General features: G+C 68.2%; 24 protein-coding genes and 2 pseudogenes. 4 read left to right on the top strand and 22 right to left on the bottom strand.

Annotated elements, in window-relative coordinates; genetic code table 11:
• Nucleotides 1–316, top strand: a 316-nt coding sequence (locus JOY88_RS03635; RefSeq protein WP_293500434.1) for an integrase core domain-containing protein, incomplete at its 5' end; no start/stop codon positions are given.
• A gap of 61 nt (nucleotides 317–377) precedes the next feature.
• Here the strand turns inward: JOY88_RS03635 and JOY88_RS03630 are convergent.
• From JOY88_RS03630 to JOY88_RS23065, 3 genes are all read right to left on the bottom strand, one after another.
• Nucleotides 378–692 carry a hypothetical protein gene (locus tag JOY88_RS03630; protein ID WP_293500432.1) on the bottom strand — a complete coding sequence of 105 codons (315 nt, stop codon included), beginning with the start codon at nucleotides 690–692 and terminating at the stop codon, nucleotides 378–380.
• Between the two features lie 70 nt (nucleotides 693–762).
• Nucleotides 763–2130: a SidA/IucD/PvdA family monooxygenase gene (locus JOY88_RS03625; RefSeq protein ID WP_293500431.1), complete on the bottom strand. Its 1368-nt coding sequence runs from the start codon at nucleotides 2128–2130 to the stop codon at nucleotides 763–765.
• Entirely contained in the window at nucleotides 2112–2435 is a 324-nt protein-coding gene (locus JOY88_RS23065) for a hypothetical protein (RefSeq protein WP_367269785.1), read from the bottom strand. The genes JOY88_RS03625 and JOY88_RS23065 overlap by 19 nt, the downstream gene beginning before the upstream one ends.
• Between JOY88_RS23065 and JOY88_RS03620 the strand changes: the two genes are divergently transcribed.
• A complete protein-coding gene (locus JOY88_RS03620; protein WP_293500430.1) occupies nucleotides 2373–2726 on the top strand; it encodes a hypothetical protein in 354 nt (117 codons plus the stop codon). The two genes, JOY88_RS23065 and JOY88_RS03620, sit on opposite strands and share 63 nt — an antisense overlap.
• Before the next feature lie 152 nt (nucleotides 2727–2878).
• On the opposite strand, the gene JOY88_RS03615 is transcribed toward JOY88_RS03620, so the two are convergent.
• The 9 genes and pseudogenes from JOY88_RS03615 to JOY88_RS03575 form a co-directional block, all read right to left on the bottom strand.
• Nucleotides 2879–4105: a sensor domain-containing phosphodiesterase gene (locus JOY88_RS03615; RefSeq protein WP_293500428.1), complete on the bottom strand. Its 1227-nt coding sequence runs from the start codon at nucleotides 4103–4105 to the stop codon at nucleotides 2879–2881.
• Between the two features lie 288 nt (nucleotides 4106–4393).
• Nucleotides 4394–4795: a hypothetical protein gene (locus JOY88_RS03610; RefSeq protein WP_293500427.1), complete on the bottom strand. Its 402-nt coding sequence runs from the start codon at nucleotides 4793–4795 to the stop codon at nucleotides 4394–4396.
• Between the two features lie 226 nt (nucleotides 4796–5021).
• Complete coding sequence (locus JOY88_RS03605) at nucleotides 5022–6044, bottom strand: Cj0069 family protein (protein WP_293500426.1); 1023 nt, start codon at nucleotides 6042–6044, stop codon at nucleotides 5022–5024.
• A 25-nt stretch (nucleotides 6045–6069) separates the two neighbouring features.
• Entirely contained in the window at nucleotides 6070–6660 is a 591-nt protein-coding gene (locus JOY88_RS03600) for a Fe-Mn family superoxide dismutase (protein ID WP_293500425.1), read from the bottom strand.
• A gap of 133 nt (nucleotides 6661–6793) precedes the next feature.
• Nucleotides 6794–7086, bottom strand: a pseudogene (locus tag JOY88_RS03595) (chromate transporter); the annotation flags it as partial.
• Nucleotides 7087–7350: 264 nt separating this feature from the next.
• Entirely contained in the window at nucleotides 7351–7740 is a 390-nt protein-coding gene (locus JOY88_RS03590; protein ID WP_293500424.1) for a hypothetical protein, read from the bottom strand.
• A 482-nt stretch (nucleotides 7741–8222) separates the two neighbouring features.
• Nucleotides 8223–9269 (bottom strand): hypothetical protein, encoded by a 1047-nt coding sequence (locus JOY88_RS03585; RefSeq protein WP_293500423.1) that lies wholly within the window; start codon nucleotides 9267–9269, stop codon nucleotides 8223–8225.
• 331 nt (nucleotides 9270–9600) lie between these two features.
• Nucleotides 9601–11022 (bottom strand): dihydrolipoyl dehydrogenase, encoded by a 1422-nt coding sequence (locus tag JOY88_RS03580; protein ID WP_293500422.1) that lies wholly within the window; start codon nucleotides 11020–11022, stop codon nucleotides 9601–9603.
• The gene (locus JOY88_RS03575; RefSeq protein ID WP_293500421.1) at nucleotides 11019–11918 is read right to left on the bottom strand and encodes a helix-turn-helix domain-containing protein; all 900 of its coding nucleotides are present in this window, start codon (nucleotides 11916–11918) and stop codon (nucleotides 11019–11021) included. The genes JOY88_RS03580 and JOY88_RS03575 overlap by 4 nt, the downstream gene beginning before the upstream one ends.
• A gap of 116 nt (nucleotides 11919–12034) precedes the next feature.
• On the opposite strand from JOY88_RS03575, the gene JOY88_RS03570 reads away from it, so the two are divergent.
• Nucleotides 12035–12670 carry a hypothetical protein gene (locus tag JOY88_RS03570; protein WP_293500420.1) on the top strand — a complete coding sequence of 212 codons (636 nt, stop codon included), beginning with the start codon at nucleotides 12035–12037 and terminating at the stop codon, nucleotides 12668–12670.
• A gap of 13 nt (nucleotides 12671–12683) precedes the next feature.
• On the opposite strand, the gene JOY88_RS03565 is transcribed toward JOY88_RS03570, so the two are convergent.
• From JOY88_RS03565 to dgoD, 10 genes and pseudogenes are all read right to left on the bottom strand, one after another.
• Entirely contained in the window at nucleotides 12684–13121 is a 438-nt protein-coding gene (locus tag JOY88_RS03565) for a type 2 periplasmic-binding domain-containing protein (RefSeq protein WP_293500440.1), read from the bottom strand.
• Nucleotides 13122–13308: 187 nt separating this feature from the next.
• Nucleotides 13309–14076, bottom strand: coding sequence for an SDR family oxidoreductase (locus tag JOY88_RS03560; RefSeq protein WP_293500419.1), 768 nt, complete (start codon nucleotides 14074–14076; stop codon nucleotides 13309–13311).
• A 4-nt stretch (nucleotides 14077–14080) separates the two neighbouring features.
• Nucleotides 14081–14965: pseudogene (gene araH, locus JOY88_RS03555) on the bottom strand (L-arabinose ABC transporter permease AraH); the annotation flags it as partial.
• Nucleotides 14966–15063: 98 nt separating this feature from the next.
• A complete protein-coding gene (gene araG / locus JOY88_RS03550; RefSeq protein WP_293500418.1) occupies nucleotides 15064–16572 on the bottom strand; it encodes an L-arabinose ABC transporter ATP-binding protein AraG in 1509 nt (502 codons plus the stop codon).
• A gap of 1 nt (nucleotide 16573) precedes the next feature.
• Nucleotides 16574–17548, bottom strand: coding sequence for an arabinose ABC transporter substrate-binding protein (locus JOY88_RS03545; RefSeq protein ID WP_293500436.1), 975 nt, complete (start codon nucleotides 17546–17548; stop codon nucleotides 16574–16576).
• Nucleotides 17549–17550: 2 nt separating this feature from the next.
• Nucleotides 17551–18462, bottom strand: a complete 912-nt coding sequence (locus JOY88_RS03540) for an SMP-30/gluconolactonase/LRE family protein (RefSeq protein WP_293500416.1) — start codon at nucleotides 18460–18462, stop codon at nucleotides 17551–17553.
• Between the two features lie 8 nt (nucleotides 18463–18470).
• On the bottom strand, nucleotides 18471–20867 hold the full coding sequence (locus tag JOY88_RS03535) for a beta-galactosidase (RefSeq protein WP_293500415.1): 2397 nt from the start codon (nucleotides 20865–20867) through the stop codon (nucleotides 18471–18473).
• A gap of 21 nt (nucleotides 20868–20888) precedes the next feature.
• On the bottom strand, nucleotides 20889–21506 hold the full coding sequence (locus JOY88_RS03530) for a 2-dehydro-3-deoxy-6-phosphogalactonate aldolase (RefSeq protein WP_293500414.1): 618 nt from the start codon (nucleotides 21504–21506) through the stop codon (nucleotides 20889–20891).
• A gap of 1 nt (nucleotide 21507) precedes the next feature.
• Nucleotides 21508–22407, bottom strand: a complete 900-nt coding sequence (locus JOY88_RS03525) for a 2-dehydro-3-deoxygalactonokinase (RefSeq protein ID WP_293500413.1) — start codon at nucleotides 22405–22407, stop codon at nucleotides 21508–21510.
• Nucleotides 22401–23549 carry a galactonate dehydratase gene (dgoD, locus tag JOY88_RS03520; protein ID WP_293500412.1) on the bottom strand — a complete coding sequence of 383 codons (1149 nt, stop codon included), beginning with the start codon at nucleotides 23547–23549 and terminating at the stop codon, nucleotides 22401–22403. Before dgoD ends, JOY88_RS03525 begins: the two co-directional genes overlap by 7 nt.
• Nucleotides 23550–24042: 493 nt before the next feature.
• Between dgoD and JOY88_RS03515 the strand changes: the two genes are divergently transcribed.
• Complete coding sequence (locus tag JOY88_RS03515; protein ID WP_293500411.1) at nucleotides 24043–24999, top strand: IS1595 family transposase; 957 nt, start codon at nucleotides 24043–24045, stop codon at nucleotides 24997–24999.
• Nucleotides 25000–25020: the final 21 nt, after the last annotated feature.

The following is a 25020-nucleotide window of genomic DNA, read 5'->3' as shown; positions in this document are numbered from 1 at the left end:
GATCCTTCACAGCGACCGTGGCAGCCAATACTGCAGTCGAGAATTTCGTGCTCAGCTGAGCGGCTACGGCATGCGTTCGTCGATGAGTCGCAAGGGCGATTGCTGGGACAACGCGCCGACCGAGAGCCTATGGGGCCGGCTGAAGGTGGGCAAGCTCTATGGGAGAAAATTCGCCACGCGCCGACAGGCGATGGACGAAGTCATTGCCTGGCTGACGTTCTACAACCACCGGCGACTCCACTCGTCGCTGGGCTATGTCAGCCCCATGCAGTTCGAGAAAAGCTGGCACGCGGCACAGCTCAAAAACGCCGCGTAACAAGGTTGCTAAGAACTACGGGCAACAGGGGCAAGGTCACTCCTTCCAGGGATCGCGTTCGTCACGTCGACACGTAGCTGCGTCGCTTGCCCGATCCCACCGCGGCCCGGATGCGTTCCATGGCTGCCTCGGAGCGCTCCGCCTCCTGCGGCGTGAGTTGTGCGCTGCCGACCGTTGCGGCGATCCTGGCGATCTTTTGCTCGTCGGGGTTCGCGCCCAGATGGCGCTGCATTTCCTTGAGGCCTTCGGCCACGAAAGCGCGGATCAGGTCGGCCTTGGACACGCGCAGTTGGAAGGCCAGGTTGCGCAGTTCCGCGTCCATCTCCGGACGGAGATAGACCGACCGCATGACCATCGAGACGTCGGTGTCAGCCATGATGCTTCTCCAAGGGGGCACCCGTTCTGGCGCCCCGATGTGACATATATATATGTATATGTCGCCTGCGTCAAGGTGCTGGCTTGATCGCACCTCCGGCGCCAGGAGTGGGGGGCGGCACGAATGCGCGCAGGATGCGGTCGGACACCCAGCCCAGGGCCATCAGGTTGCCGGCGGCCGGCCCTTGGCGCGAAGCCAGCATGGGCACGTGCAGACCCGCAGGAAAGCCCCCCGCGCTGATGCGCAGTGCGTCGTCCATCGATGCCAGGATGCCTGCCTGCTGGGGGCCGGACAGCTGGGCCGCCAGGGCAGGGGGGAGTAGCGAGGTGAACCACCAGCGATCGAAGCCTCGAGCGTCGACGAAGACGGCGCCTTCCTGCGCCGTGACGTTCGTCGAGGCTGGCGCACCCGGAGGCACCGTGTCGCGCACGTCGACCTGGACCTCGGGGTGAAGCCCGGTGGACGGCGGCGGCAGTGTCCTGAACCCGATCGCGTCGGCGCACTGGTAGGCAATGCGGGCGTCGCCCAGGCCCTGCAGCACGTAGTCCCAGACGACGCCGGTGGTCAGCCTGCGCACGAACTCATCACGCGCATGAGCGGGCAGCGCGGCCCAGGCCGATTCGTCGGAGAACAGGCGGTCCTCAAAATACCCGGGGTGCCTCGCGTACAGGGTCGGCTCCCGGCCGATGATGGTGATGGGCACGTCCGCGCGGTTGCGCACGAACCAATAGGCGATCGCGGCGGCCGTGCCGCCGGCGCCGATCAGCACGACGCGCCGATCGTCGGCAGGCTCGGCCGACAGAATCTGTTCGATGTCGACGAGGTGGGTCCAGAAACTGGTGCCGTCGAAGACGCGGAGGTTGCGGGTCTTCGTGGGCGTCAATGCGCCCGGAAGCGGTGGCAGCGCGGGGCCGCTGCCCGTGATCACAACGGCGTCGTGACGATCGATGCCAAGCGTGCCGGACTTGCCGGTCCAGGTGACCTGCCATCGCCCCGTGCGCGCGTCGTGGTCGAGTCCATGGACCTCGCCGTACCGAACCTCGGCTCCGCTGCGCCGGATCGACGATTCCAGATAAGCGGCGAAATCGCTATGAGCGGGTGGATGGCGGCCGTTGAGCACCCATTGTTCGTAGCCCGCCGGCCCCAGGCCCTCGCGGACGGCAAAGGCCTGCCATGAATACTCGGCGAACAGGTCCTCGGCGACGGCCTTGCCGTACGCCAGGTGATAGGGGAAGCCCAGATCCCGTTCGGCGAGGGTGCACAACGGCTGCAGGCCATCGGTGTAGCCGTTGCCGCCGCTCCAGTGGGCGCCCAGCGTGTCGCGCTCGTAGATGAAGATATCCGGCACCGTGTGCTGACTGTGGAGTCTCAGCGCGGCGGCCTTCGCGGCCAGGGCTGCGGCTTTGGGACCTCCTCCGATCACGGCGAGCGTGGACATGCTGACCCTCGTTCCTTGTGGCGCGTCGATCTTCGCATGCATGTCTGCCAAGGCAGCTGGCGTCGTCCTTCGATCGACACGGCTGGCCAATGCGTTAGCCACGCTGATGGAAATTGCCCATCGCAGCGCCGAGTAGCAAGCTGAGCAGCAAGGGGGGCGCAGGGCATCAGCAGCGGGTGCAGCGCAAAGGGCAGCACGAAGCCGATCGCCGTGACGCAGATCGTGACGATGTCCAAGGACGCATGAACCGCGAACCATTCCGGGTCGTGTTGCCGGAACTCCTTGGCCTTGATCCGGCGCACCATGAAGCCGTCGAGCAGGCAGGCCGCACCGATCAGTCGCTCGAAATAGCGCCGCAAGGAGGCTTCGAGCACCGGCTCGATCCCGCCCTCGATGTACCTGGTCAGCTTGATTTTTTGAGACTTGCCGCGAGTCCTTGGAACTCAATAGACGTTCCAGGTGACGAATTTCATGAACGTTCCAAGCCGTTGATTCTTATGGGGTTGGTCTCAAATATCTGCGCTGATCCGCTGCTGGCCACCCACTTGGCCACGCCCCCTTTGCAGGCTGCGGTGGTTCGGCCAGAGATGGCCTGAAACTCATGCGAGCAACGAGCACTGAAGTCACCCGTCCAGCCGATGACTGTCGCTGAATCAGTCTATCGGGCAGGCCTCCACGCCCCCGGCGCTGGGCACGGATGGTGCGGAGCCGTCCGGATTGCCGTTGCAGGCCGCATCGGCGTCCGGAGCTATAGCAATGCCAGCGCGTCTTTGAGGGGTACAGGCCGTCCCAGGTGGTAGCCCTGCACCTTGCTGATGCCCAGGGCCTTGATGACCTGGAACTCCAGGTTCGTCTCGACCCCTTCAGCGACGATTTGGCAGCCGGTTTCCGACGCGAAGCCGCACAGGGCGGCGGCAAGCGCGCGACGCGAACGGTCGCTGTGAATCGAGCGCGTGATGCTGATGTCCAGCTTCACGATTTCAGGGTGGAGGTTCAGGATGTGCCTGAAGCTCGCATAGCCCGCTCCGGCATCGTCAATCGCAATGCGCAAGCCGCTTGCCTTCAGGGGGGCGACCGCTTCCATGATGTCCTCGTAGCGCTCGATGGCCTGGTGCTCCGTGACCTCGACGACGATCCTGTCCAAGGGCTGCCCGCGCAAGGCATCTGCCAGAGCGCCCGTGACAATGGTCTCGGGCGAGGCGTTCACCGTGAGATAGATGCTGGGGGGGAGCTGGACGAGGCTGGCCAGCGCCAGGCGGATGGCCATGATCTCCAGTTCGGCTGCCCGCCCCGCGAGTGCTGCCTCCGCGAACCACACGTCCGGTGAACGGTAGGGTTCGGTGGCGAAGCGCGCGAGCGCCTCGAAGGCGACCACGCGGCCCGTTTCCACCTGGACAATGGGCTGGAACACCATGCGCAAACCGCTGGACCCGAGGGCCGCGTCGATGCGCTCGTCAACCAGGCGTTTGGCCTCCTGCTCTTCCAGGTCCTGCTGGATCTGATCGCCGACCATGTCGGCCAGTACACGCATGACGCTGAGATCGCGCCCCGTCAGCGTGGCGTTCGGCGAAAAGCTGAAACAGCAAAAGGTGCCGTAGACACGCCCGTCCGCAAGACGGATCGGCACGCTCAGATGAGCCCCGACCGGCAGCGCCAGCGTCGCGGCCAGGGTGAGCGCCTCGGTGTTGAGGCAGGCGTTGGGAATCAGTTCGGGCAGCCTGCCGTCGACCACACGAAGGCAGTAGCTTTCTTCGGCAGGGTGCGAGTCTCCCGGCACGACGGGAAAGCCGGAGTCGCCGACATCGATATGGCGGAAATAACGCCTTCCGCCTGCGATCTCGGAGATGAATGCGACGTCCATGCCCATGTGCCTGCGGATCGCATCCAGGATCCGAGGCAGGCTGGGCTTCACTTCCCAGGCCGAGGCCTGCAGGCCAGCAATCCCGGCAGCCGCGGCATCGAGTGGTGGGCTCACAACATCCTCCTGCAGTCGCGCACATGCCATGATTTCTCCCCCGTCAGGCACAGGCGCTGTCGGCGAGCGGGCGACCATGGTCCGGTTCACGCGCACCGGTATAGGGGTTAGCGCTAACGTTAGACGATTTACGCTGCCGCCGCCACTTGGGCCGAGTGCCCCCACAGTCGAGCGGTGACGCGGGCCGCATCATCGCGTTTCGAGCCGTAGCCGACCGCCTGAGCCGCTGCTCGCCGTAGGTAGGCCGCCTGCGCCCATCGCCGCGTCTGCGCGTAGCAGGCTGGAGGGCTATCCAATGCCCAGGCGCGGCAGGAAGGGTGTGTGGAAGCTGACGTAGTCAACGGTAGCGGGCAGGCGCAGCCGCACAAGATGGAAGTGCGCCAGCGACGCCACCTCGAACATGCCGGGCGGCGCGAGCGAAGCATCGTGGAGCACCGACTCCCTATAGGCTGCCTCCGGCGTGCTGGCGATGTAGTAGGTATGCACGGGCGTGCCGGCCTCCGTCAGCAACGGCGCAAACCGCGTGCTGCCCCAATCCTCGGCAAAGGTGTCGGCGCACGTCGATGGATGGCTGCGCGTGCTGTAGACGTGATACCACTCAGCCACGTCGGTGTGCGTCAGGCCCCCGACCTCGAAGTCCTCGACCGGCTCGGGTTCACGTAGGGCGCTCGGTACCGATGCCGTGGTCATGCGACATAGCCGTCGCGCCGCTGCCGTGCAGCTGCCACGACGTCATCGCGGCGGTTCAACGCATCTTTGGGCACCCCGTCAGTACCGCTCATGGACGAGCACAGTCGGACGGTCAAGCAAAGAGCTGTTGACCGACATCACGGCCGAGCAGTGCCACGAGGAGATCGAGGCGGTCGCCTCCATCCTGCGCACCTACCTCAAGGAGATCGCGCATGCCGCGTACCCATCAGATCCGGACCGCCAGGCGTCTTTTGACCGCCTGAACCAGCACCTCGATGGCCGACGGCGGGAACGGCGACACGCTGCTGACATTGATCTCGCAGAGCACGTAGCTGTCTTTCGGCTCACCTAACATGAAGTCGCAGTCCCAGAGCATTGGCAGTTGCTCCCGCGCGAGCCCGACACGCTGGCGCAGCAGCTCGATCCAGCCCCCCTCGAGCAGCCGCTTGAGCGGCTGGAACTCCGGAAGGTCGGCCGGGTGGTAGAGGCGTGGCCCCGCCACCGGTGCCGGCTGGCCCGGCTTGCCCGGGTAGAGCGCGTTGATGGCCTGATGCCCGAATCCGGCGACACGGTCCTCGACGAGATAGGCCCGAACCATGCCGTCGACCAGTCGCGGCTGCCAGGCCTGGTCGATCATGTGGCCACCGTTTTCCGCTTCAAAGTGGCTGGCCAGTCGCTGCATCAATGCCGTGAGGTCAATGAACTCCTCATTGCTGCCACGCTGCGCATGGCACACCTTCAACAGCGGAGATCCCTCGATCTGCTCGACACGCCAGACGCCAATGCCGCTGTGCCCGCGGTACTGCTTGATGACGCGAGCGCCCTGTTGCAGCCGGCGCGGCAATTCGTCGGCGAGCTGCACGAGGCTGTCGACGCGCACGGCATCGCTGCCGAACGGCAGATCGCGCACATCGACCAGGACGTCCTTGGTGCCGAGCCTGAGGATGGTTTCCGGGTGCGTACTGACAAAGACGCCGGCCTCGGCAACCTCGCGCAGCAGCGCGTCGAGCCGGTCGCGCCGGCGGCCCAATTCGATGGGGTTGCTCCATGCCAGCACGCCGTCAACCCGACGCAACTGCTCGCCCACCTCGTCGGCGAAGTCGTCGTTATAGACGGCCGGATCGGTCTCCACGCCTGCCGTTGCGAAGGCCTCGAACAGCGCGGCGAAGCGGCTCTCGACCGGGTCACTGCGGTCCCACGCGGCACGGTCGCCGGGGTAAAGCAACGCCAGCCTGGGTGACCTGCCCATCTTTTGCTCCTCGTTGCTGCTCTGCTCAGGCCTTGATCGAACCGACTGCATCGAGGCGTGCGGCGACTCGGTCCCAGTTCAGGTTCTGGAAGAAGGCGGCGAAGTCCATCTGGTAGAAGTGCTCGTACATGTCCATGGCCAGCTCCGGCACGGTGGCCGCCGGTTCATGACCGTGGTCGGCCATCCAGCAGTTCTCGAGCTGGCGGGGGGGCAGATTGAAGGCGAGGACGCCCCAACCCCAGCCGCCGCCCAGGCGCGTGCCAATGCGGCGGAAATCGGCCTCCCAGGCGCCGAAGCTGCCGAAGGCCTGGGCGATGGCCTGGCGCTCCTGGGCGCCAGCCTCGCCGGCACCGCCCAGGTTGTCGAAATAGTGCTCGTCGAAGACGACGAAACCCGTGCGCAGCAGATGCTCGCGCTTGAGGTCGTTGTAGACATAGGCCGGCAGGTCCCGGTCGGCCTGGCGCCTGTTGACGACGGCCAGCGCCTTGGCCGAGCCGCCATGGTTGTTCTCCCTGTTCGAGCGCATCAGCCGCTCAAACAAGCCGTTGAGCTCGGCCGGGTCAAGGGGCTGCGGCTTGAGCGTGTCGTTGCTCTGGAATGCAGGTGCGACGCCCATGGGAGTTTCCTTCGCAGAGGGTTGTGCGGGCGGAGATGAGACGGCCGGCGCGGTGACACCGGCGGCCGCGAGGAAGTCACGACGGGATGGCAGGTGGTCTTGGGGCTCCGGGAGCATGGCGAACTCCTTGACGTCAGGCGTGATGCGCCAGCGGACAGAGCACCAGGACGGCGATGACGGCGATGGCGGCGACGATCACGATGACGGGTTCCGGCAGCTTCTTGAAGCGCCACAGCACGCCGACGGTGATCAACGAGAGCGCGGCCGTCGCGGTATCCGTGATCGAGCGCTGGCCGATGACGATGGCGGCCCCGTGATGGCGCCGATGGCCGCCGCCGTCACGCCATCGATGAAGGCCACGACGCCGGCTCACTCGCCATGCTTCTTGAAATACGGCGCGGACAGGATGGTGAAGAGATAGCGGGGGTGAGCGCGTGATGGCCAGACAGCCGCCCGATGAAGGGCATCTGGGTTTTGCCATGGCGGAGCCGAAGCCCACTCGTGCCCCTGAATGCCAGTGAAGGGTCCGGAGCGGGCGACCGACGCCGCTGGCCGTCATCCGCAAAGGGATGCCCCAGATGAGACTGCTCCCGAAATCAGCCGTCGCCGACTGAATGCCCATGGCCGGCGCCGGCAGCGGTCGGGCCCGAGCCCGACCGCTGCCGGCGCCGGCCGTACCAGGTGACAGGCTTACTTCTTCGGCGCGGCGGAAGCCGCGGGCGCCGCCGCGCCGGGCGCCGTGTCCTTGACCCAGGTTCCCTTGTCGGCCAGGCAGGCCTTCTTGGTCTTGCTCATGTCCATGCTGCCGTCGGACTGCTTGCAGTGATGGTTCTGACGGGTACCGCCGTGCTTCGCCGGTGCTGCGTCCGACGACGGGGCGGCGAAAGCCATGGTGCCGCCAGCAAGGGCAGCAGAGACCAGAGCGATGCGGAGCAGGTGCTTGGAAGTCATCTTGAGTCCTTTAAGGTTGCGCCGGCAATGGCGGGAGGAGCTTCGGCGGATGAAGAATCCGCCGACGCCAAGTATGTCAGCAGCAAGGGGGAAACACCGCACGAAAAGCTGACGCACCAGTCCGGACAAAGGGCCGGATGGGGAGTGCGGTGCTGCCACGGACATCAAGTGCCCCACGGTTGCGGCACCGGGCGTGGGCGGCGATTGCGACAGTGGCACGGATCGAGCTCAGCCGCTGGGCCAATGAGGTCCGGTCAGGGCTGCGCGCCCTCTGCTTGTCTCATCAGAGACTGCCGCGAGCACAACCAGAGCCAGCCAGCTCTCATTCATAGCTTCCACATACGCCTTGCCGTCGTTGCCAGGAAAAACGGCGACGCTCAGCATCGAGATGAGTCCCGCGAGGACGTAGGCCGCGAAGAGGTACTCGCCGCGCGGCAGCCACGACCGAAGCACGCGCGGCGTGCAGATGTAGAAGAACAGCCAGGACAGACCTCACACCCATTCCAGGATCCAGCGTTGCGCGTCGCCGGAGGCAAGTTCATTGGAACGCAAACGCCCAGTCTCCATAACCCGTGGCGGCGGAGCAGATCTGATCCGAAGCCCCGGCAGGCCTAGTCCCTATCAGCCGCTTCGACGATCGCCACACCGTTGGTCGACGGGCTGTTCACCGTGGCCATGCCTTGCAGGGTGAAGTTGCCGTCTTCGTCGACCTTGAACACGGAGACGCGCGAATTCGTCGCGCTGCCATCGATCACGGCAGCGAGGCCATGACGGTAGGTGATGTCGGTCGGATTGCCGACGAACTGGGCGATCACCGCCGCGTCCTGGACCACCTTCTGGCCGTAGACGGCGTAGCGGGAGACGGACTGGCTTGGAGAATTTGACGAGAACAGGAACGGACCGTCGAGTGCCACCCAGCAGGGCGCATGCTGGGTGCCGGAACCGGTCACGGTCAATACCGCGTCGTTGCGGACCAGGCTGATCTCATCGGCGTGAGCGATCGTCACATAGGCCTCGTTGCCGCGGGTCGCGAGACCGAACGGCGCGTTCACGTTGGCCGGGATGTTCGAGACAAGTGCAGCCATGCCGCTCACCGCGCCGTCCGCTGTCAGGACCACGCTTTCGATCGCGTTGCTCTTCTCGGTGAGGATCAACTGGCCCTTGATCACGCCCACCTGTGCGGCGGAGCCATCGGCGTGCACCAACGGGACGACGCCGTCCGCTGCCGTCACAACGCCCCCCGGTCCCATCCGATGGGATTCGACATGCGTCGTCGTCAGCACGTACAGGTGATCGGCGCCGAACGCGACGCTGACGGGATTGCCGCCCACCGGAACGACCCGCTCGACGCGGAACATGCGGCCGTCGTCATCACGCGCGAAGATCGAGACGTTGGACGAGGCGAAGTTGACGACTGCGACGCGACCGCCTGCCGCTGCAATGCCTCCCGCATTGCCAGACACGCCACCCTGGCCCTGTGTGGGGATCTGCCGGATGAGCGCACCGGTCGAACTGAAGACCATGAGAGCGTTGGTCGCGGTGTTCGATGCTGCGACGACGAGTGGCTCATGGCGCGAACCTTCGGCGAAGGCCGCGCCCGTGGCGCCGCAGGCCAGCAGGATGGTTGTGGTCCCAGTCGACAGTAGTCGCTTGATCATGGCGCTCTCCAACGGACTCAAGGTGCATGAATCGGGATGCGCATCGCGGCCGTCCCGGATGGGCTGAACGCCGTTCGGGCGCACGCCACGGTGCGACGCGCCCCAAGGGACCTGCCGGGCACCCCGTCAGGAAGAATAGGTGCCATGCAATCGCGCGCAAGAGTTCAGGTGGGGGGGTGGTCGGCGCATCGCCGCTGGCGGCGAGTCCGAGATACCCCTCAGGCCCGCAGGTTTTCGGCCCGCCTTGCTGCAGGAGGCGCTCCGGGGCGATCGTGTCAAGGTCGCGCCGCAGGCTCGCAGGTGGTGAACCTTCTCATCCCGCCATCCTGTGTCAGTTGCCCACCTCGGCCGCGGTGTCGCAGTCCAGGCAGGTCTCCATGGGCGGCGGCGGCAGGTGCAGGTCGCCGCTGAGCTGGCGCAGCGCCGTGCGCAGCCCCTCCTCGATGACGGGGTGGTAGAACGGGCAGTCCAGCATCTGCTGCACCGTGTCGCCGCGCTGCACGCTCCAGGCCAGCAGATGGCCCAGGTGCTCGGCGGCCGGGCCGATCATCTCGGCGCCCAGCAGCCGGCCGGTGCCGCGCTCGGCATAGACATGAAGGCCGCCGCGGTTGACGAGCATGACACGGCTGCGCCCCTGGTCGGCAAAGCTGACGCGACCGGTGTCGAAGGCGCGGCCTGCGGCGATGAGTTCCGCATGACTGGCCCCGGCAATGGCGATCTGCGGGTCGCTGAAGACAACGGCCAGCGGCGCTCGGCGCGGCCGACGGTGCACGTCGGGCCAGCGCGCCGCGTTGTCGCCTGCGATGCGGCCCGCGTCGGCAGCCTCGTGAAGCAGCGGCCGATCGCTGGTGACGTCGCCGGCGATGAAGACCGGCCCGTCGCCCCACTGGCCGGTGTGGCGGTCCATCAGCGGACGGCCGTGGGTATCGCGCGGCAGGCTCAGCGTCTCCAGCCCGAGGCTGTCGAGGTTGGCGCGGCGGCCGGTCGTGCAGAGCAGGGCGTCGAAGCGTTCGCCGCCGATGACCACCTCGTCGCCGTCCAGCTGCGGCTCCAGATCGGCGGCGTGCAGCGTCAGCGGCAGGTCCTCGGCGAACAGCTGCCGCGCCAGGGCCTGCAGTTCGGGGTCCGTCAGCGGGCCGACACGCTCGCCACGGGCGAACAGTCGCACGCGTACGCCTAGCCTGTGCAGGGCCAGCGCCAGCTCCAGGCCGATGACCCCGGCGCCGACGACGGCCAGGGAGCGAGGCAGGTCGATCCAGTCGAAGACATCGTCGTTGACCAGCAGCCTGGGCCCCAGGCGCTCGCGCCACCCGGCCGGCACGTGCGCGTGGGAGCCCGTCGCGATGATGACGGTGCGGGCCTCGACGCGCTGGCCATCCACGTCAAGTTGGCCCGGGCCGGTGAAACGCGCGTGGCCGAACAGGCGCGAGGCCTCGGGCCAGCGCCTGACCGTGTCCAGCACGAAGCCGACGAAGCGGTCGCGCTCGCTGCGCACGCGCTGCATGACGGCGCGGCCATCGATGCGTGGCGCCTCGGCCTGTACGCCGAAGCGATGCGCCTCGCGCACCGTCTGGGCCGCCTCGGCGGCGGCGATCATCAGCTTGCTCGGCATGCAGCCGACGCGGGCGCAGGTGGTGCCGTAATGGGCCGCCTCGATGAGCAACACGCGATCGGTGTGCACGCGCGCGGCACGGTAGGCCGCCATGCCGGCGCTGCCGGCGCCGATGATGGCGACATCGCAGGAAAGAGTCATGGTGCGAAGGCCTTTCTGAAGGTCTTGGACGGCAGCTCGCCGAAGAGCTCGCGATAGCGGGAGCCGAAATGGCCCAGATGCTCGAAGCCGGCATCGCCCGCGGCCTGAGACACGCTGAGCTCTTTGGCCGGCGTCGCCAGCAGGCGCTGGCGCACGGCGTTCAGGCGCAAGCTGCGCAAATAGTGGACGGCGGTCGTGTCGGCCACCTGGCGGAAGCCGTTCTGCAGGCTGCGCCTGCTGGTGCGCAGACGCTGGCACAGGGCTTCGATGTCGGGCGGCTCGTCGCCGCCGCTGGCGACGAGGCGATGGCATTCGGCCACCAGATACGCGGCGGAGGCGCTGCCCACGCGTCGCGCCGGGCCGGCGGCAGCCTCGAATGCCCCGGTCAGCGCCGCGAAGACCGTGGCCGCTGACGGCCTGCCCAGCAGCACGCCGCGCAGCGGCGTGAGAGGCGCCAGCAAGGCCGGACGGGCCAGCAAGGCCCGCGCCGGGTCCGACCAGGGCCGCGCGTCCAGCAGGCGGCGGAAGTCCTCGGCGTCGAAGCTGCAGGCCAGCAGAGCCATGCCTCGAGGCCGCTGCAGCATGAAATCCTGGCCTGCGCGCAGCACGACCAGCAGTTCTTCTCCCAGTTCGCGCCCCTGCATCCAGGGGCGGCCAGCGCCGGCGTCCTGAAGCAGCGCGAAGCAGATGCGCCCGGCGGGCAGGCAGCCCTGCTGGGCGACGCGCTCGCTCATCCATTTGCGGAAGACCTGCAGCCGGCCAGCCCGGGTCTCGACGAGGGCGCTGCGCATGCGGCCCGGCGACAGCTGGGTGTAGCGCTGCTCCCACTCCGGCGACGAGGCGCCGTGCAGATGGAAGTCGTCGAACACGTCCTCGCGGATCGTCGTGGCTCTCATGGCGGGCAAGGATAGCCCTGCGGCCCAGGCCCCGCCGACCACAGGTTCTTGCCGATTCGGGCTAACGCCCGGCGCCCGCCGGCCTCCACACTGCATTGCGAAGGAGGGCCCCGACCATGTGGACCCGACGCGCCGCGCCGGCCGCCGTGGGCCTGGCGGCTTCAACGACCAGGACTCCCGCCATGCCTCTCGACGACCTGAAGACCCAGTTGCTGGGCGACTGGACCAGCCTCGCCATCGAACTGCGCCCCAGCAGCCAGAAGAATGCCGACGGCAGCCTCAAGCCCTTCCACCTGCGGCGGGACTTCCGATACCTGGCCGGCGACCGCTTCGAGCTGGTGGTCACCAACGTCGCCGACCCGCTGGGCCGCGTGCCGCTGGCGCGCATCCTCATCCGCGGCCAAATGCTTTGGCGCGGCGAGCATCCCGTGGCGCCCGGCGCGCAAAAGGTTGACTTCATCGCCGACGAGGCCTACGAGGTCACGCCGCTGCTGGCGGGCTTTGCCGAGGTGCTGAACCAGGTCGCGTCCCAGGGCTATGCGCGCTGGGAGGTGGGCGCGGCACAGAGCGTCTTCGGCAAGGCCTTCGCCCCCTTCGGTCTCGCGGCCGGCCGCCACTTCATGGAATACGACCTTGTGCACCTGAGCCACGACCTGCTGTTCTGGGGTGCCCGCCATGTCGATGGCCGCGGTTTCGACACCGAGGAGAACCGGCCCATGAACCTGCAGATCCCGCTCGCGCGCCGCCCCTAGTCTTGGGCGCCGCTCAACGCCGCTCGCGATTCCGGAAAGCCTCCTCGCGCAGGCACTCCAGCATCAGCTCGGCGCCGGGCGACAGCTGGCGGCCGCGGCGGCTGACGATGCTGTAGATGTCCTTGCGCAGGCCGAGGTCGGAGTCCAGTACATCCAGCAAGACGGCGGCAACATAGGGTCTCACCAACTCGTCGCGCAGGGCGGGGACCATGTCGGACTGCCTCAGCAGGCTGGTGATGACGGGCAGGGACTGCTCTGACGGGCCAGCTCGGGCAGGCCGAGGTCGTGGCGGCCGCGCCTTCAGACGCGTGATGGCGGCCGGCAGCAGCAGCGTCGACGGCGTCAGCACCGCCACCACGGCGACGCGCCCCGACAGGCCTGACAGCAGCTCCATCATCTCCTGGTGACCGGCATCCAGCTCGGCCCGCGCCGCGCTGGCACGCCGGATCATCACCTCGCCGTACCAGGTCGGACAGCAGCTTGGACGCGACAGGCTGCGTCAGGTTTGCGGCCTGCGCCGCGCGCACGATGGAGCCGCTCCGCCCCAACTCAAGCAGGAGCACGAGCTGCCGGGTCTTGAGGTGGCTCGGACGAAGCGGTTCGAGCGCGGGCCGGTCATGCCTGGCGTGTGCCGGCGTTCACTCGTGGTACAGCTGGGAGCGGCCGCCATCGATGAGGATGTCGGTGGCGTTGATGAAGCGGGCCTCGTCGGTTGCCAGGAAGAGGGCGGTGTAGGCCACTTCCTCGGGCGTTCCTATGCGCTTGCAGGGCAGCAGCTCGACCTGTCGACTGGCCTCCTCGGGCGGCAGGCCTGCCAGCCATTCGACGACGCGCTCGGACAGGATCAGCCCCGGCGAGATCGAGTTGACGCGCACGTTGCGTGCGGCGTACTGGATGCCCAGCGCCTTGGTCAAGCCGATCAACGCATGCTTGGCGACGGGGTAGGGGAAGGCGTTGGGAACAATGCGGTGGCCGTGCACCGACGCGATGTTGACGATGCTGCCGCCGCCGCCCGCCAGCATGCCGGGCAGCACCGCGCGGCTGCAGTGCTGCGCGCCCTCCAGGTCCACCGCGAAGCAGCGCTGCCACTGCGCGGCCGTCATCGCCAGTGGCTCGGCGAAGACATTCATGCCAGCGTTGTTGACCAGCACGTCGATGGGGCCGAAGCGCGCGGCGCCGCGTGCGGCCATGTCGCGCACGGCAGCCTCGTCGGCAATGTCGGCCGCGACGAACATGGCCTTGTCCTCGCCCAGCTCCGCCAGCAGCACCTCGGCCTGTGGCGAGTCCCGCAGGTCGTTGAGGATGAGCTTGGCGCCCTCGGCGGCGAACAGCCGCGCGACGGCACGGCCTATGCCCTGGCTGGTACCGGTCACAAGCGCAACCTTGCCCTGCAGGCGCGCGGCCATCGCGTCAGGCCCGGCGCTCGCCGCGCGTCTTCAGCTGGTCCAGCAGCACGGCACCCAGCAGGATGAGGCCTCGAACCAGGTACTGATAGAACGCGTCGACGTTGAGCAGGTTCATGACGTTCTCGACCGTGCCCATGATGAGCACGCCGATGACGACGCCGAAGATGCGCGCCTTGCCGCCTTGCAGCGACACGCCGCCCAGCACGCAGGCGGAGATGACGTCCAGTTCGAAGCCAGTCGCCGCGTTGGGCTGGCCGCTGGTGATTCGGGCCGACAGGATCAGCCCGGCCAGCGACGTGACGACGCCCTGCAGCAAGAAGATCCACACCCGCAGCCGCTCCACGCGCACGCCGGCCAGCCGCGCAGCCTCGGGATTGCCGCCAATGGCCAGCGTGTTGCGACCGAAGACGGTGTGGTTGAGCAGCACGCCGAAGACGACGAAGCACAGCGCCGTCACCCAGATTGGCAGTGGAAGCCCGAGCAGCGTGGCGTCGCCGAAGGCGATGAAGCTCTCGTCGGCAATGCCTACCGCCTGCCCCTGCGACGCGATGAAGGCCAAGCCGCGCACCATCAGCATCGTCGCCAGCGTGGCGATCAGCGCGTTGACGCGCAGGTAGGCGATCAGCACGCCGTTGCCCGCGCCGATCAGCGCGCCAGCAGCCAGTCCGCCGCCGATGGCGGCCGCTACGCTGCCCGTGCGTTCCAGCACCATCGCGCCCAGCACGCCGGCGAAGGCGATGGTGGAGCCCACGCTGAGGTCGAAGTCGCGCGAGGCCAAGCAGAGCATCATGGTGCAGGCCACCATGCCGATCTGCGCGACGGACAGCAGCAGGCCCACGATATTGGCCGCCGAGAAGAAGTTCTCGACCGAGAGGGCCAGCACGACGAAGAGCGAGGCGTAGCCCAGCGTCATGCTGTGCTCCTTGAGCAGGGCGCGGGCCGGAGAGGTCATTGCGGGGCGGGGCAGGAAGGTGGTCGTGTTCATGATCAGTGCAGAGGGGCGGGAGTCCCGTCGGGCAAGGCCAGGGCCAGCGCTGCGGTTTCGCTGGCCTGGTCGCGCGCAAGCTCGCCGCTGATGCGGCCGTCGCGCATGACGATGAGGCGATCGGCGATGCCCAGCACCTCGGGCAGCTCGCTGGAGATGACGATGACGCAGCAACCCGCGGCCGCCACGTCATGGATGATCTTGTAGATCTCGTTCTTGGCGCCCACGTCGATGCCGCGCGTGGGCTCGTCGAGGATGAGCACCTTCAACCCCGGCTCGGCCAGCCAACGCGCCAGGATGACCTTCTGCTGGTTGCCGCCGGACAGCAGGCGGATCTCCTGCTCGCGGTGGGGCGTCTTGATGCGCAGCTTGCGGATGAAGTCGTCGGCGCGCCGCGCCTCCTGCCCGTGGCGCAGGAACACGCCGCCCGCCAGGCCGTGGCGGCGGCAACTGATGTTGATGTTCTCGGCCACCGAGGCATGGGCCAGGATGCCCTGCTCCTTGCGGTCTTCGGGGCACAGCACGATGCCGGCAGCGATCGCGCCGGCCGGGCCGCCGGCGGCCACACGCTCGCCGTCCAGCAGCACCTCGCCGCCGTGGCGTGCATCGGCGCCATAGAGAAGCCGCATCAGCTCGCTGCGGCCGGCGCCCACCAGGCCGAAGAAGCCCAGCACCTCGCCGCCGCGCACGCCGAAGCTCAGCGGCTCGGGCAGGCGCTCGCCATGCAGGCCGCTCGCCACCAGCCGCAGCCCGCCATGCTCGCGTGGGCGGTAGTCGTAGATGTCCTGCAGCTCTCGGCCCACCATGTCGGCAATCAGGCGCTCGCGCGGCACCTGGGCCATCCGGTCATGCGTGACGATCTTGCGGCCGTCACGGAATATGGTGCAGGCGTCGCAGAGCTCGTAGAGCTCTTCCAATCGGTGCGAGATGTAGATCAGCGTGCGGCCCTCCGCGCGCAACCGCTTGACGAGCCGGAACAGGATCTCGGTCTCGCGGTGCGACAGGCTGCTGGTGGGCTCGTCGAAGGCGATGACCTTGGCGTCCTGCATGACGGCCTTGCTGATCTCCACCATCTGGCGCTGCGCGATAGATAGCTGCGACAGGCGGGCCGCCGGGTCCAGGTCCACGCCGATGGCGGCCATCTGCTCGGCCACCCGTCGGCGCGCGGCCTGATGGTCCACGAGGCCGAAGCGGGTCGGCAGCCGGCCCAGCAGCACGTTCTCGGCCACCGTCAGCTCGGCGACGTACTGCAGCTCCTGGTGGATGATGGCCACGCCGGCCTTGATCGCGTCGCCGGCCGAGGCGAAGCGGCGCTCCTGCCCGTCCAGCAGCAGCCGGCCGCCGTCGGGCCGGTACTGGCCGCCGAGTATCTTCAGCAACGTGCTCTTGCCCGCGCCGTTCTCGCCCAGCAGGCCCATCACCTGGCCGGCGCGCGCTTCGAAGCTCACCCCGTTCAGCGCTATGACGCCGGGGAAGTGCTTGCTGATGTTGTCGAACTGCAGCGACGACATTTCAAAGGCCCATCTGCTTGCGGATCTCGGCTTGGTTCTGGCGCGTCATCAGGATGCCGCTGGTCAGCGTGACGGGGGCGGGCGCCTTGCCGGCCGTGACCCATTCATACACGGCCGTGGCCGTCTCGTAGCCATGGCGCTTGGGGCTGATCAGCACGGTGCCGTAGAAGGCGGTGGGCGTCTGCTTGGTGAACTCGTTGAGGGCCGTCTGGCTGCCGCCAATGCCGATCGCCAGCATGGCGTCCTGCTTGATTCCTCGCCCTTCGGCGGCGCGAACGGCGCCCAGCGCCGCCTCGTCGTTCAGCCCGAAGGCGACCCAGCGCTTGAACTTGGCGTTCTTCGTGAAGGCGATGTTGGCGGCGTTGAAGGCACTCTCGGTGTCGGTCTTGGCCTGGGGCGCATCGACGATGTTGGCTGCGGGCATGCCTGCGGCCTTGAGCGCGTCCACCGCACCCATGGTGCGGTCACGCGCGGTAGGCAGCTGGTCGAAGGCCACGCGCAGCACGCCGACCTCGTCGGGCTTCCAGCCCCGTGCCTTGATCTCGGCAAGCAGCCCCTGGCCGACCTGCTTGCCGATCTCGTAGCCCGAGATGCCCATATGGGGGATGTCGGCGATGGGCTTTCCGGCACCGTCAACGAGCTGGTCGTCCACCGACATGACCTTGAGCTTGTGGCGCTTGGCCGCTCGGTTCACGGCCGCGCCCAGCTTCACGTCGGGCGCGCAGATGACGAAGCCCACCGCCTTCTGCGCGGCCAGGTTGTCGATGGCGGCCATCATCTTCTCGCCGTTGGGGATGCCGATCTTCACGAGCGCGAAACCCTTGTCCTTGGCGGCCTGTTCAGCAAAGCGCCATTCGTCCTGGAACCAGGGCTCCTCGGCCTGCTTGACGAGGAAGCCGATCTTGACCGCTTCTGCCGCCTGCAGCGCGAAGGGGGTGGCCAGCAGGGCCAGGGCCAATGCGGCGCGTCGTTGCATCTTCATCTGTCGTCTCCTTGATCGTCGAACGGGGTATCGGGCACACCCAGGGCCTTGGGCAGGCGCAGGCCGAACAGGCTGCCTGACAGCGGCTGCGCGACCAGCGCCTCGCGGCCCAGCTCGGTGCGCGCGGTCGTGAGCATCAGTTGGTCCATGCCTTCGCCGCCGATGGCGGGGCAGCTGGTATGGGCGGCCGGCGCGGTCAGCACGCCCATCAGCCGGCCCTCTGGGTCGTAGCGCACGACACGGCCAGCGCCCCATTGGGCGTTCCACAGGCAACCCTCGGCATCGACGACCGAGCCGTCGGGCCAGGCGTCCTTGCGATCCATCTGCGTGAACGGACGCACGTTGTCGACCTGGGCCGTCTCGGCGTCGTAGTCGCATTGCTGGATGCGCTGGGTCAGCGTGTCGCAGAAGTACATCGTGCGGCCGTCAAGGCTGAAGCAGATGCTGTTGGCGATGGCCACCGCCGGCAGCGCGAGCCGACGCAGGCCATGGGACATGGCGTACTGGTAGAAGCTGCCGATCGCACGGCGCTCCCTGTCCTCGTTCAAGGTGCCGAAGACGAAGAAGCCGCGCCGGTCGGTGCGGCCGTCGTTGATGCGGGTACGCGTCTCGGCGGCGTCAACCGGAGCCAGGGTCTGCAGCTCTCCCAGCTCGAGGTCGTCGCCAACGCTCGCCAGCGTCAGGCGCTTGGCCAGGCCCAGCAGCACGCGGCCGGAGCGGCAATGGGCGAAGCTGCCGAGCCGGTCCGGCAGGCTGCAGGAGCGCGGCCCCGGCTCGCCCGGGCGCCAGGCGTGGAGCGTGGCGGCTTCGATATCCGTCCACCACCAGCGGCCGTCGCGCCACAGCAGGCCCTCGCCGAGGAGGGCGCCTTGCCGCAGCATGAGGTCGAGTGCGTCGTTCGTCGGCATGGCGATGCTCAGGGCGCGATGGCCACGCGCCGGACCGTCAGCAGCCGCGCACCGCGCAACTCGGCCACCTGGATCTGGCCGTCGGCAAAGGCCGGACGATGGGCCGCGTCGATGTAGATGGGCGCGTCGGCGCGCAGCGGCAGGACGCTCAGGTCGAGCCGCTGACCGGGCGGGAGTGCGAACTGGCGCAGGCCGATCTGCCAGCGCTGGCCGTTGTAGTACCAGTCGTCCAGCATGCGGGAGCCGGCAAAGACGCGGCCGATGTCGCCGACGAAGTCCAGCTCCAGCAGCACGTCCTCGGCCTTGGGCGCCGGTTGCGCGGGGAGCGTCAGCGCCCAGGTCGCGGCACTGGCGAAGGCCTCGGGGGTGGGCTGCACGGCCGCCCCCGCCAGGCCACCCTTGAGCGGCCTGGGCGCGTTGCGGGCCTCACGGGTGGCACGGATCTGCAGCGTGGGCTGGGCGTCGTCGCCGGCCAGCTCCAGGTGTTGCAGCAGGCCGTCCTGGCGCACCTGCAGGCCGGCCGCGCGCGGCCTCGGCAGCGCCGGGAAGACGGCGGCATGCAGAGGCTGCGGGCCGACGCCGCGCAACTGCAGCTTGCCGTCGGCCACCCAGGCCTGCTGCTCGCTGAAGACGAGGCGGCGCTGGCCGGCCACCTCCAGCACGCTCAGCTGTTCGAGCTGCTCGGGTGCCAGCAGCAGCAGGCTGACTGCGCGGCCGTTGTGGGTGCTGCCGACGCGCTGCAGGCTGGTATCGGCCGTCAGCGTCCTCAGGCCATCGGCCAGTGAGAACTCGGCGGGGATGCCGGTCGTCGTCGCGAATACGTGGACGATGCCTTGCGCGCCCGCATCGATGCGTGTGACGGGCTGGGCCGTCGCGTGGCGCAGCGGGATGCCGTCGAGGTCCAGGTTGATGGGCCAGATGAAATAGGCGCCGTTGGGGATGTCGACCGGCGCGCTGGGCAGCGTCACGGTGCCGCCCGGCAGCTGCACCTCGAAGCGCACGCCGGACTGGTTCGGCATGGCGTACTGGCGCACATGGTTGTTGAAGAACAGGAAGCCGCTGTCGCCCGCCGCGCGGACGGACCAGCGCGGTGTCTGCAGGTCGGCCGGCGTGGCCGGCGTGCGCTGGGGCTGGCGCACCGTCATGGTGGCGAGCCGGCCGCCGTAGTCGCGCAGAAAGTAGTGGAAGGGGCGCAGCTTGGTCAGCACCGGGCGCTGCTGGCCGTCGGGCCCGAGTGGCGCCTGGAAGTCGTAGTTGATGCGCGGCGTGTCGTTGTAGCCGCCGCTCAGCGTGCTCTCCTCCAGCCCCGTGCCGCCTGCGCCCACCGGGTTGCGGCCGCCATGGAACATGTAATAGCCGAGCAGGTTGACGCCCGAGCCCAGCTGCACGGGCAGCATGGCTGCGATGTCGTCCGGTGACACCAGCGTGCGGCGGCGGTACATGGCCGGCAGACCGGGGCCGTACTCCGCGCCAAGGAAGGGCACTGTGTCCTTGTCGGTCTCGGCGGTGCCGGGCGCACGGGAGCGGGTCTGCGCGCCGAGATCGCCGCTGACGCGTGTGTCGAAGCGGAACGCGTGCGTCTCCTTGGGCGGCAGCTCCTTGTTGCTGGTCGCCCAGGGCTCGTCCGGGTAGCCGCCGAAGACGGGCATGACCTCGCCGGATGGGTAGACCGCGCCGTCCCAGCCGGTGACGGTGTACAGCGGCACATCCATGCCAGCCTTCAGTGCCAGCACCTTCAACGCGCCGATGTGCTCCTCACCGCGGCCCGGGCCGCGCAGGTTGTATTCGTTCTCCAGCTGCACGCCGATGACCGGACCACCGTCCTTCCAAAGCAGGCCGCGGATCTGCGCGCCGATCTCTGCATAAAGGCGCTCGACATGGCGCAGGTACTCGGCGTCGTTGCTGCGCGTTGGCATCCTGTCGACGACCCAGTCGGGGATACCGCCGTAGCGCGACTCGCCATGCGCCCAGGGCCCCAGGCGGACGACGACATGCAGGCCCGCGGCCCGCGCCAGCTGCACGAAGTGGCGCAGGTCGCGGTTGCCCTTCCAGTCGAAGGCACCGGGCAACTGTTGGTGGTGGTTCCAGAACACATAGCTCGCGACGATGTCTATGCCCGAGGCCTTCATCAACCGCAGCTGCGTCGCCCACTGCGAGGCCGGCGTGCGGCTGTAGTGGTACTCGCCCATCACCGGCAGCCAAGGCTGGCCATCACGCAGCAGGGACTGGCTGTTGGCCGTCAGCGTGTGGCCCTGCGGGGAGCGCACCGTGCCCAGCTTCAGGTGTCCCGCCTGCGGCGCGGCAGCCCCGGCGCGGGCGTCGAGCTTCAGCAGCGTCTCGGCGCGGGCGCCGGAACCCAGCGCGGCCAACAGCAGCGCCACGGCCAGCGTGCAGGTGCGAATCATGCGGCGACCTTGTTGTCTTGTTCAGTCTGCGCGCCAGGCCTGCGCGAAGGCACGCGCCCGCTGGGCGACGTCGGCGGCGCCCATGCCCGGGGCGTAGAGCGCCGAACCCAGGCCGAAGCCGGCCGCGCCGGCCTTGCGGTAGGGCGCCATCGTGTCGGGCGTGATGCCGCCCACCGGCAGCAGGGGCAGCTCGCGTGGCAGCACGGCTCGCATCGCCTTGACGACGGCCGGCGTGACCAGCTCAGCCGGGAAGAGCTTGAGCGCATCGGCACCGGCCTGCAGCGCGGCGACGGCTTCGGTTGGCGTGGCCACGCCCGGTACGCAGGCCAGGCCGCAGGCCTTGGTGACGCGGATGACGGCCACGTCGGCATGCGGCATGACGATGACGCGGCCACCCGCGCTCTGCACGTCGCGCACTGCGTCGGCGCTGAGCACGGTGCCGGCACCGATCAGCGCGTCCTCGGGCATGCGGCGCGCCAGGCGGGAGACGGAGTCCAGCGCCTGGGGCGAGTTCAGCGGCACCTCGATGACGCGAAAGCCCTCGGCGTAGAGCGCGTCGGCCACGGCTTCGACCTCGTCCGGCCCGATGCCGCGCAGGATGGCGACGAGAGGAAGTTGTTGCAGTGCCTGGTCCAGCATGTCAGAGCCCCATGGTTTGCGCGAGCCGCCAGAGGCCGGCGGGCGCGGTGTTGTCCAGTTGCAGCGGCGCGTCCAGGCCGAAGCGGCCCAGCGCCTGCGCGTAGCGATCGCACAGTGCCGGATCGCCGACCACGGCCAGGCGCGCGGGCGCGCCGGAGGCCAGCTCGTGCGCGATCTCGTGGCCAATCAGCAGGCCGGAGAGGTAGTCAGGCAGGTGCTCGGGCGGCAGACGCTTGAACAGGCCCAGCGTGCGGACCGTGAACAGCTGGTGGCCCAGGCCTCCGTCCTCGCGTGCTGCGTCGACACCCGCCACGAAAGCCCCGGAGGAGGGCGCCGGTGTTCCGTCGGCCGGCATCAGCCGCGCCAGCACCGAATGCTGGCGCAGCAATGCGTAGAGCTCGCCGGTCATGTGGGTGGCAAAACCCATCACCCGGCCGGCCTCGACGCGGGCCCATTTGGAATGCGTGCCGGGCAGCACCAGGCAGCACTGCACGGCCAGCTCGGGATGCCGGGCCAGGGCGCCGATGATCTGCGTCTCTTCGCCGCGCATGACGTCGGGCAGGGCGCCGTCGTGCATCAGCCCGGGCAGGATCCAGAAGCGCTGGTGGAGCTTCAGCGCGTGCCGGGCCAGCGCGGCGGCATCGGCCGGGCAGGGCGCATAAGGCGCCTCGCGCCAGCCATGCTGGCTGCCGACCATGCCACAGGCCAGCACCGGCAGGGCCGGCCAGTCGCCCTGGATGGCCTCGAATGCCGCGGCGAAGGCAGCCTCGCCCGACAGCGTCGATGCACCCTGCTCGGACTGGCGCGAGGCCAGCACGGTGCCGTCCGAGCCCAGCAGGAAGGCCCGTAGCCGCGTGCTGCCCCAGTCCAGCGCGATGAGGCGGGCCGGACTCGTCACCATTCGGCGACGCTCCCGTCCTCGTGGCGCCACAGCGGGTTGCGCCAGTCCGGCGCCACCCTGCTGGCCGCAATCACCTTCTCTTCGTCCACCACCACGCCCAGGCCGGGCTTGGTTAGCGGTTTCATGTAGCCGTTCTCGACGTGGAAGTCTTCCTTGTTCAGCACATAGTCGAGCAGCTCGGCACCCTGGTTGTAGTGAATGCCCATGCTCTGCTCCTGCAGCACGGCGTTGTGGGAGACGAAGTCGACGTGCAGGCAGGCCGCCAGCGCGATGGGGCCCAGCGGGCAGTGCGGGGCGAGGGCCACGTCGTAGGCCTCGGCCATGGAGGCGATCTTCAGGCACTCGGTGATGCCGCCGGCATGCGAGAGGTCCGGCTGCACGATGGACAGGCCGCCGGCCTGGAACACGCGCTTGAACTCGAAGCGTGAGTACATGCGCTCGCCGGCCGCGAGAGGAATGGCCGTGTGCTGGGCCAGGCGGGCATAGGTCTCGTCCTGCTCGGCCAGCACGGGCTCCTCGACGAACAGCGGCCGGTAGGGCTCCAGCGCCTTCAGCATGACCTTGGCCATGGGCGCGCCGATGCGGCCGTGGAAGTCGATGCCGAACTCGATGTCGTGGCCGAAGGCGGCACGGATCTCGGCGATGCGGGCCACGGCCTCGTCCACCTTGCGCGCGCTGTCGATGAGGCCCATCTCCTCTGAGCCGTTCATCTTGAAGGTATCGAAGCCGCCCTCGCGCAACCGCTTGATGTCACGGATGACGTCGGCCGGGCGATCGCCGCCGACCCAGGAATAGACCTTCATCCGGTCGCGCACCAGGCCACCCAACAGCTCGTGGACCGGCGCGTCCAGCGCCTTGCCCTTGATGTCCCACAGCGCCTGGTCGATGCCGGCGATGGCACTCATCAGGATGGCGCCGCCGCGGTAGAAGCCGCCTCGGTACATGACCTGCCAGAGGTCGTTGATGCGGGAGGGGTCCTGGCCGATCAGGTAGGGCTCGAACTCATGGACGGCCGCCTCCACGCTGCGCGCCTTGCCCTCGATGACGGGCTCGCCCCAGCCGCTGATGCCGGCGTCGGTGTCGATCTTCAGGAACATCCACCGCGGTGCGAGGCGGTAGGTCGTCAGCTTGGTGATTCGCATGGAACATGGCAGAGACAGGGGGCGCCTGCGAGCTTAGGCGTGGCTGCCAGTTCCAAAACATCGATTGTTTGATCGTTTCTATACGGCCTCGATAGGCGTCGGGCCGCCAACGGTCAAACAAAAAGGGCTGCGAGGCAGCCCTTTTGAGAGTCGGCAGGCGGGCACCGCCTGCCTCATGCAGCGCTATCAGCCGCGCATGGCATTGCTCACGGCATCGCGAAGTTGGCCGACGATGGCGAGCGTTGCAAGCGTCAGAGTCACGATCAGCAGTTCCATTTGTTTTCCCTTCTTTGTTGATGCATGGCATCTTAGGGTTATTACCGAGTACCACAAGGGTTTACCCTATGCTTTCAGTGCATGGAACGATGCAGTACCGCCTGCGCGGGCCTTCGTGGGCTCTTTGATCGTTAGTTAGTGACAGGCTCACGCCCTGAGCCAGCCGGCCACCAGACTGGTCGCACGAGCCCCACGTGGAGGGCCGCTGGAGCTGGCGATGGACGCGAAGGAATTGAAGCAGTGGCTGAGTTCGGTGTCGCGGCTGACGGCCTGCCAGAAGGCGCAATTGCTCGAGGCCTTGAGCGCTGGCACCGAACACACCCAGGTTTGCACGCTGGTGGAGTCGCGGATCGCCGCGCACCCGGCTTGCCCGCACTGCGGCGGCGCCCGGACCGTGCGCAACGGCAGCGCCAGTGGCTTGCAGCGCTACAAATGCCGTGCCTGCCAGCGCACCTTCAACGCCCTGACCACCACGCCGCTGGCCCGTTTGCGGCTGAAGGCCAAGTGGCTGGCACAGCAAGACGTGCTGTGCCAGGGCTTGAGCGTGCACCAGGCCGCCGCTGCGCTGCAGGTCTCGGCCTCGACGGCGTTTCGCTGGCGGCATCGCTTCCTGCGCCTGGCCCAGCCCGTCAAGGCCGCCGCCCTCACTGGCGTGGTCGAGGCCGACGAGACCTTCTTCCTGCGCTCCAGCAAGGGCCAGCGCCCGGGTCGCAAGGCGCGCAAACGCGGCGGCCGCGTCTCGCGCGAGCAGCGCGGGGAAGACTTGATTCCCATCCTGGTGGCCCGAGACCGCTCGGGCGCGACGGCGGACTTTTTGCTTGAAGCGGTGTCCAAGCGCTGTCTGAGCCCAGCGCTCAAGCCGCGTCTTCACGCCGACGCCATCCTGTGCACGGACGGCTCGGCAGCGATGGCGGCGACGGCAACCGAGCAGGGCGTGCGACACGAGGCCTTGAACCTCAGCGCTGGCGAACGGGTGCGCGGCCCCTGGCACATCCAGAACGCCAACGCGTATCACGGCCGGCTCAAGGGCTGGATCGCACGCTTCAAGGGGGTGGCCACGGACTACCTGGAAAGCCACCTCGGCTGGTTCCGGGCGCTGGACCGCGCCAGCAGAAAACCACGCAAGTCCGCGCCACTGTTGGCTTTGGCATTGGGGCTGAATGACCATCACTAACTAACGATCAAAGAGCCCCTT

It is taken from the genome of Roseateles sp. (assembly GCF_019237615.1).
Lineage (GTDB): Bacteria > Pseudomonadota > Gammaproteobacteria > Burkholderiales > Burkholderiaceae_C > Pelomonas.
Note: the sequence above shows the minus strand (reverse complement) of the source record. Positions and strands in the feature narration are given on the sequence as shown.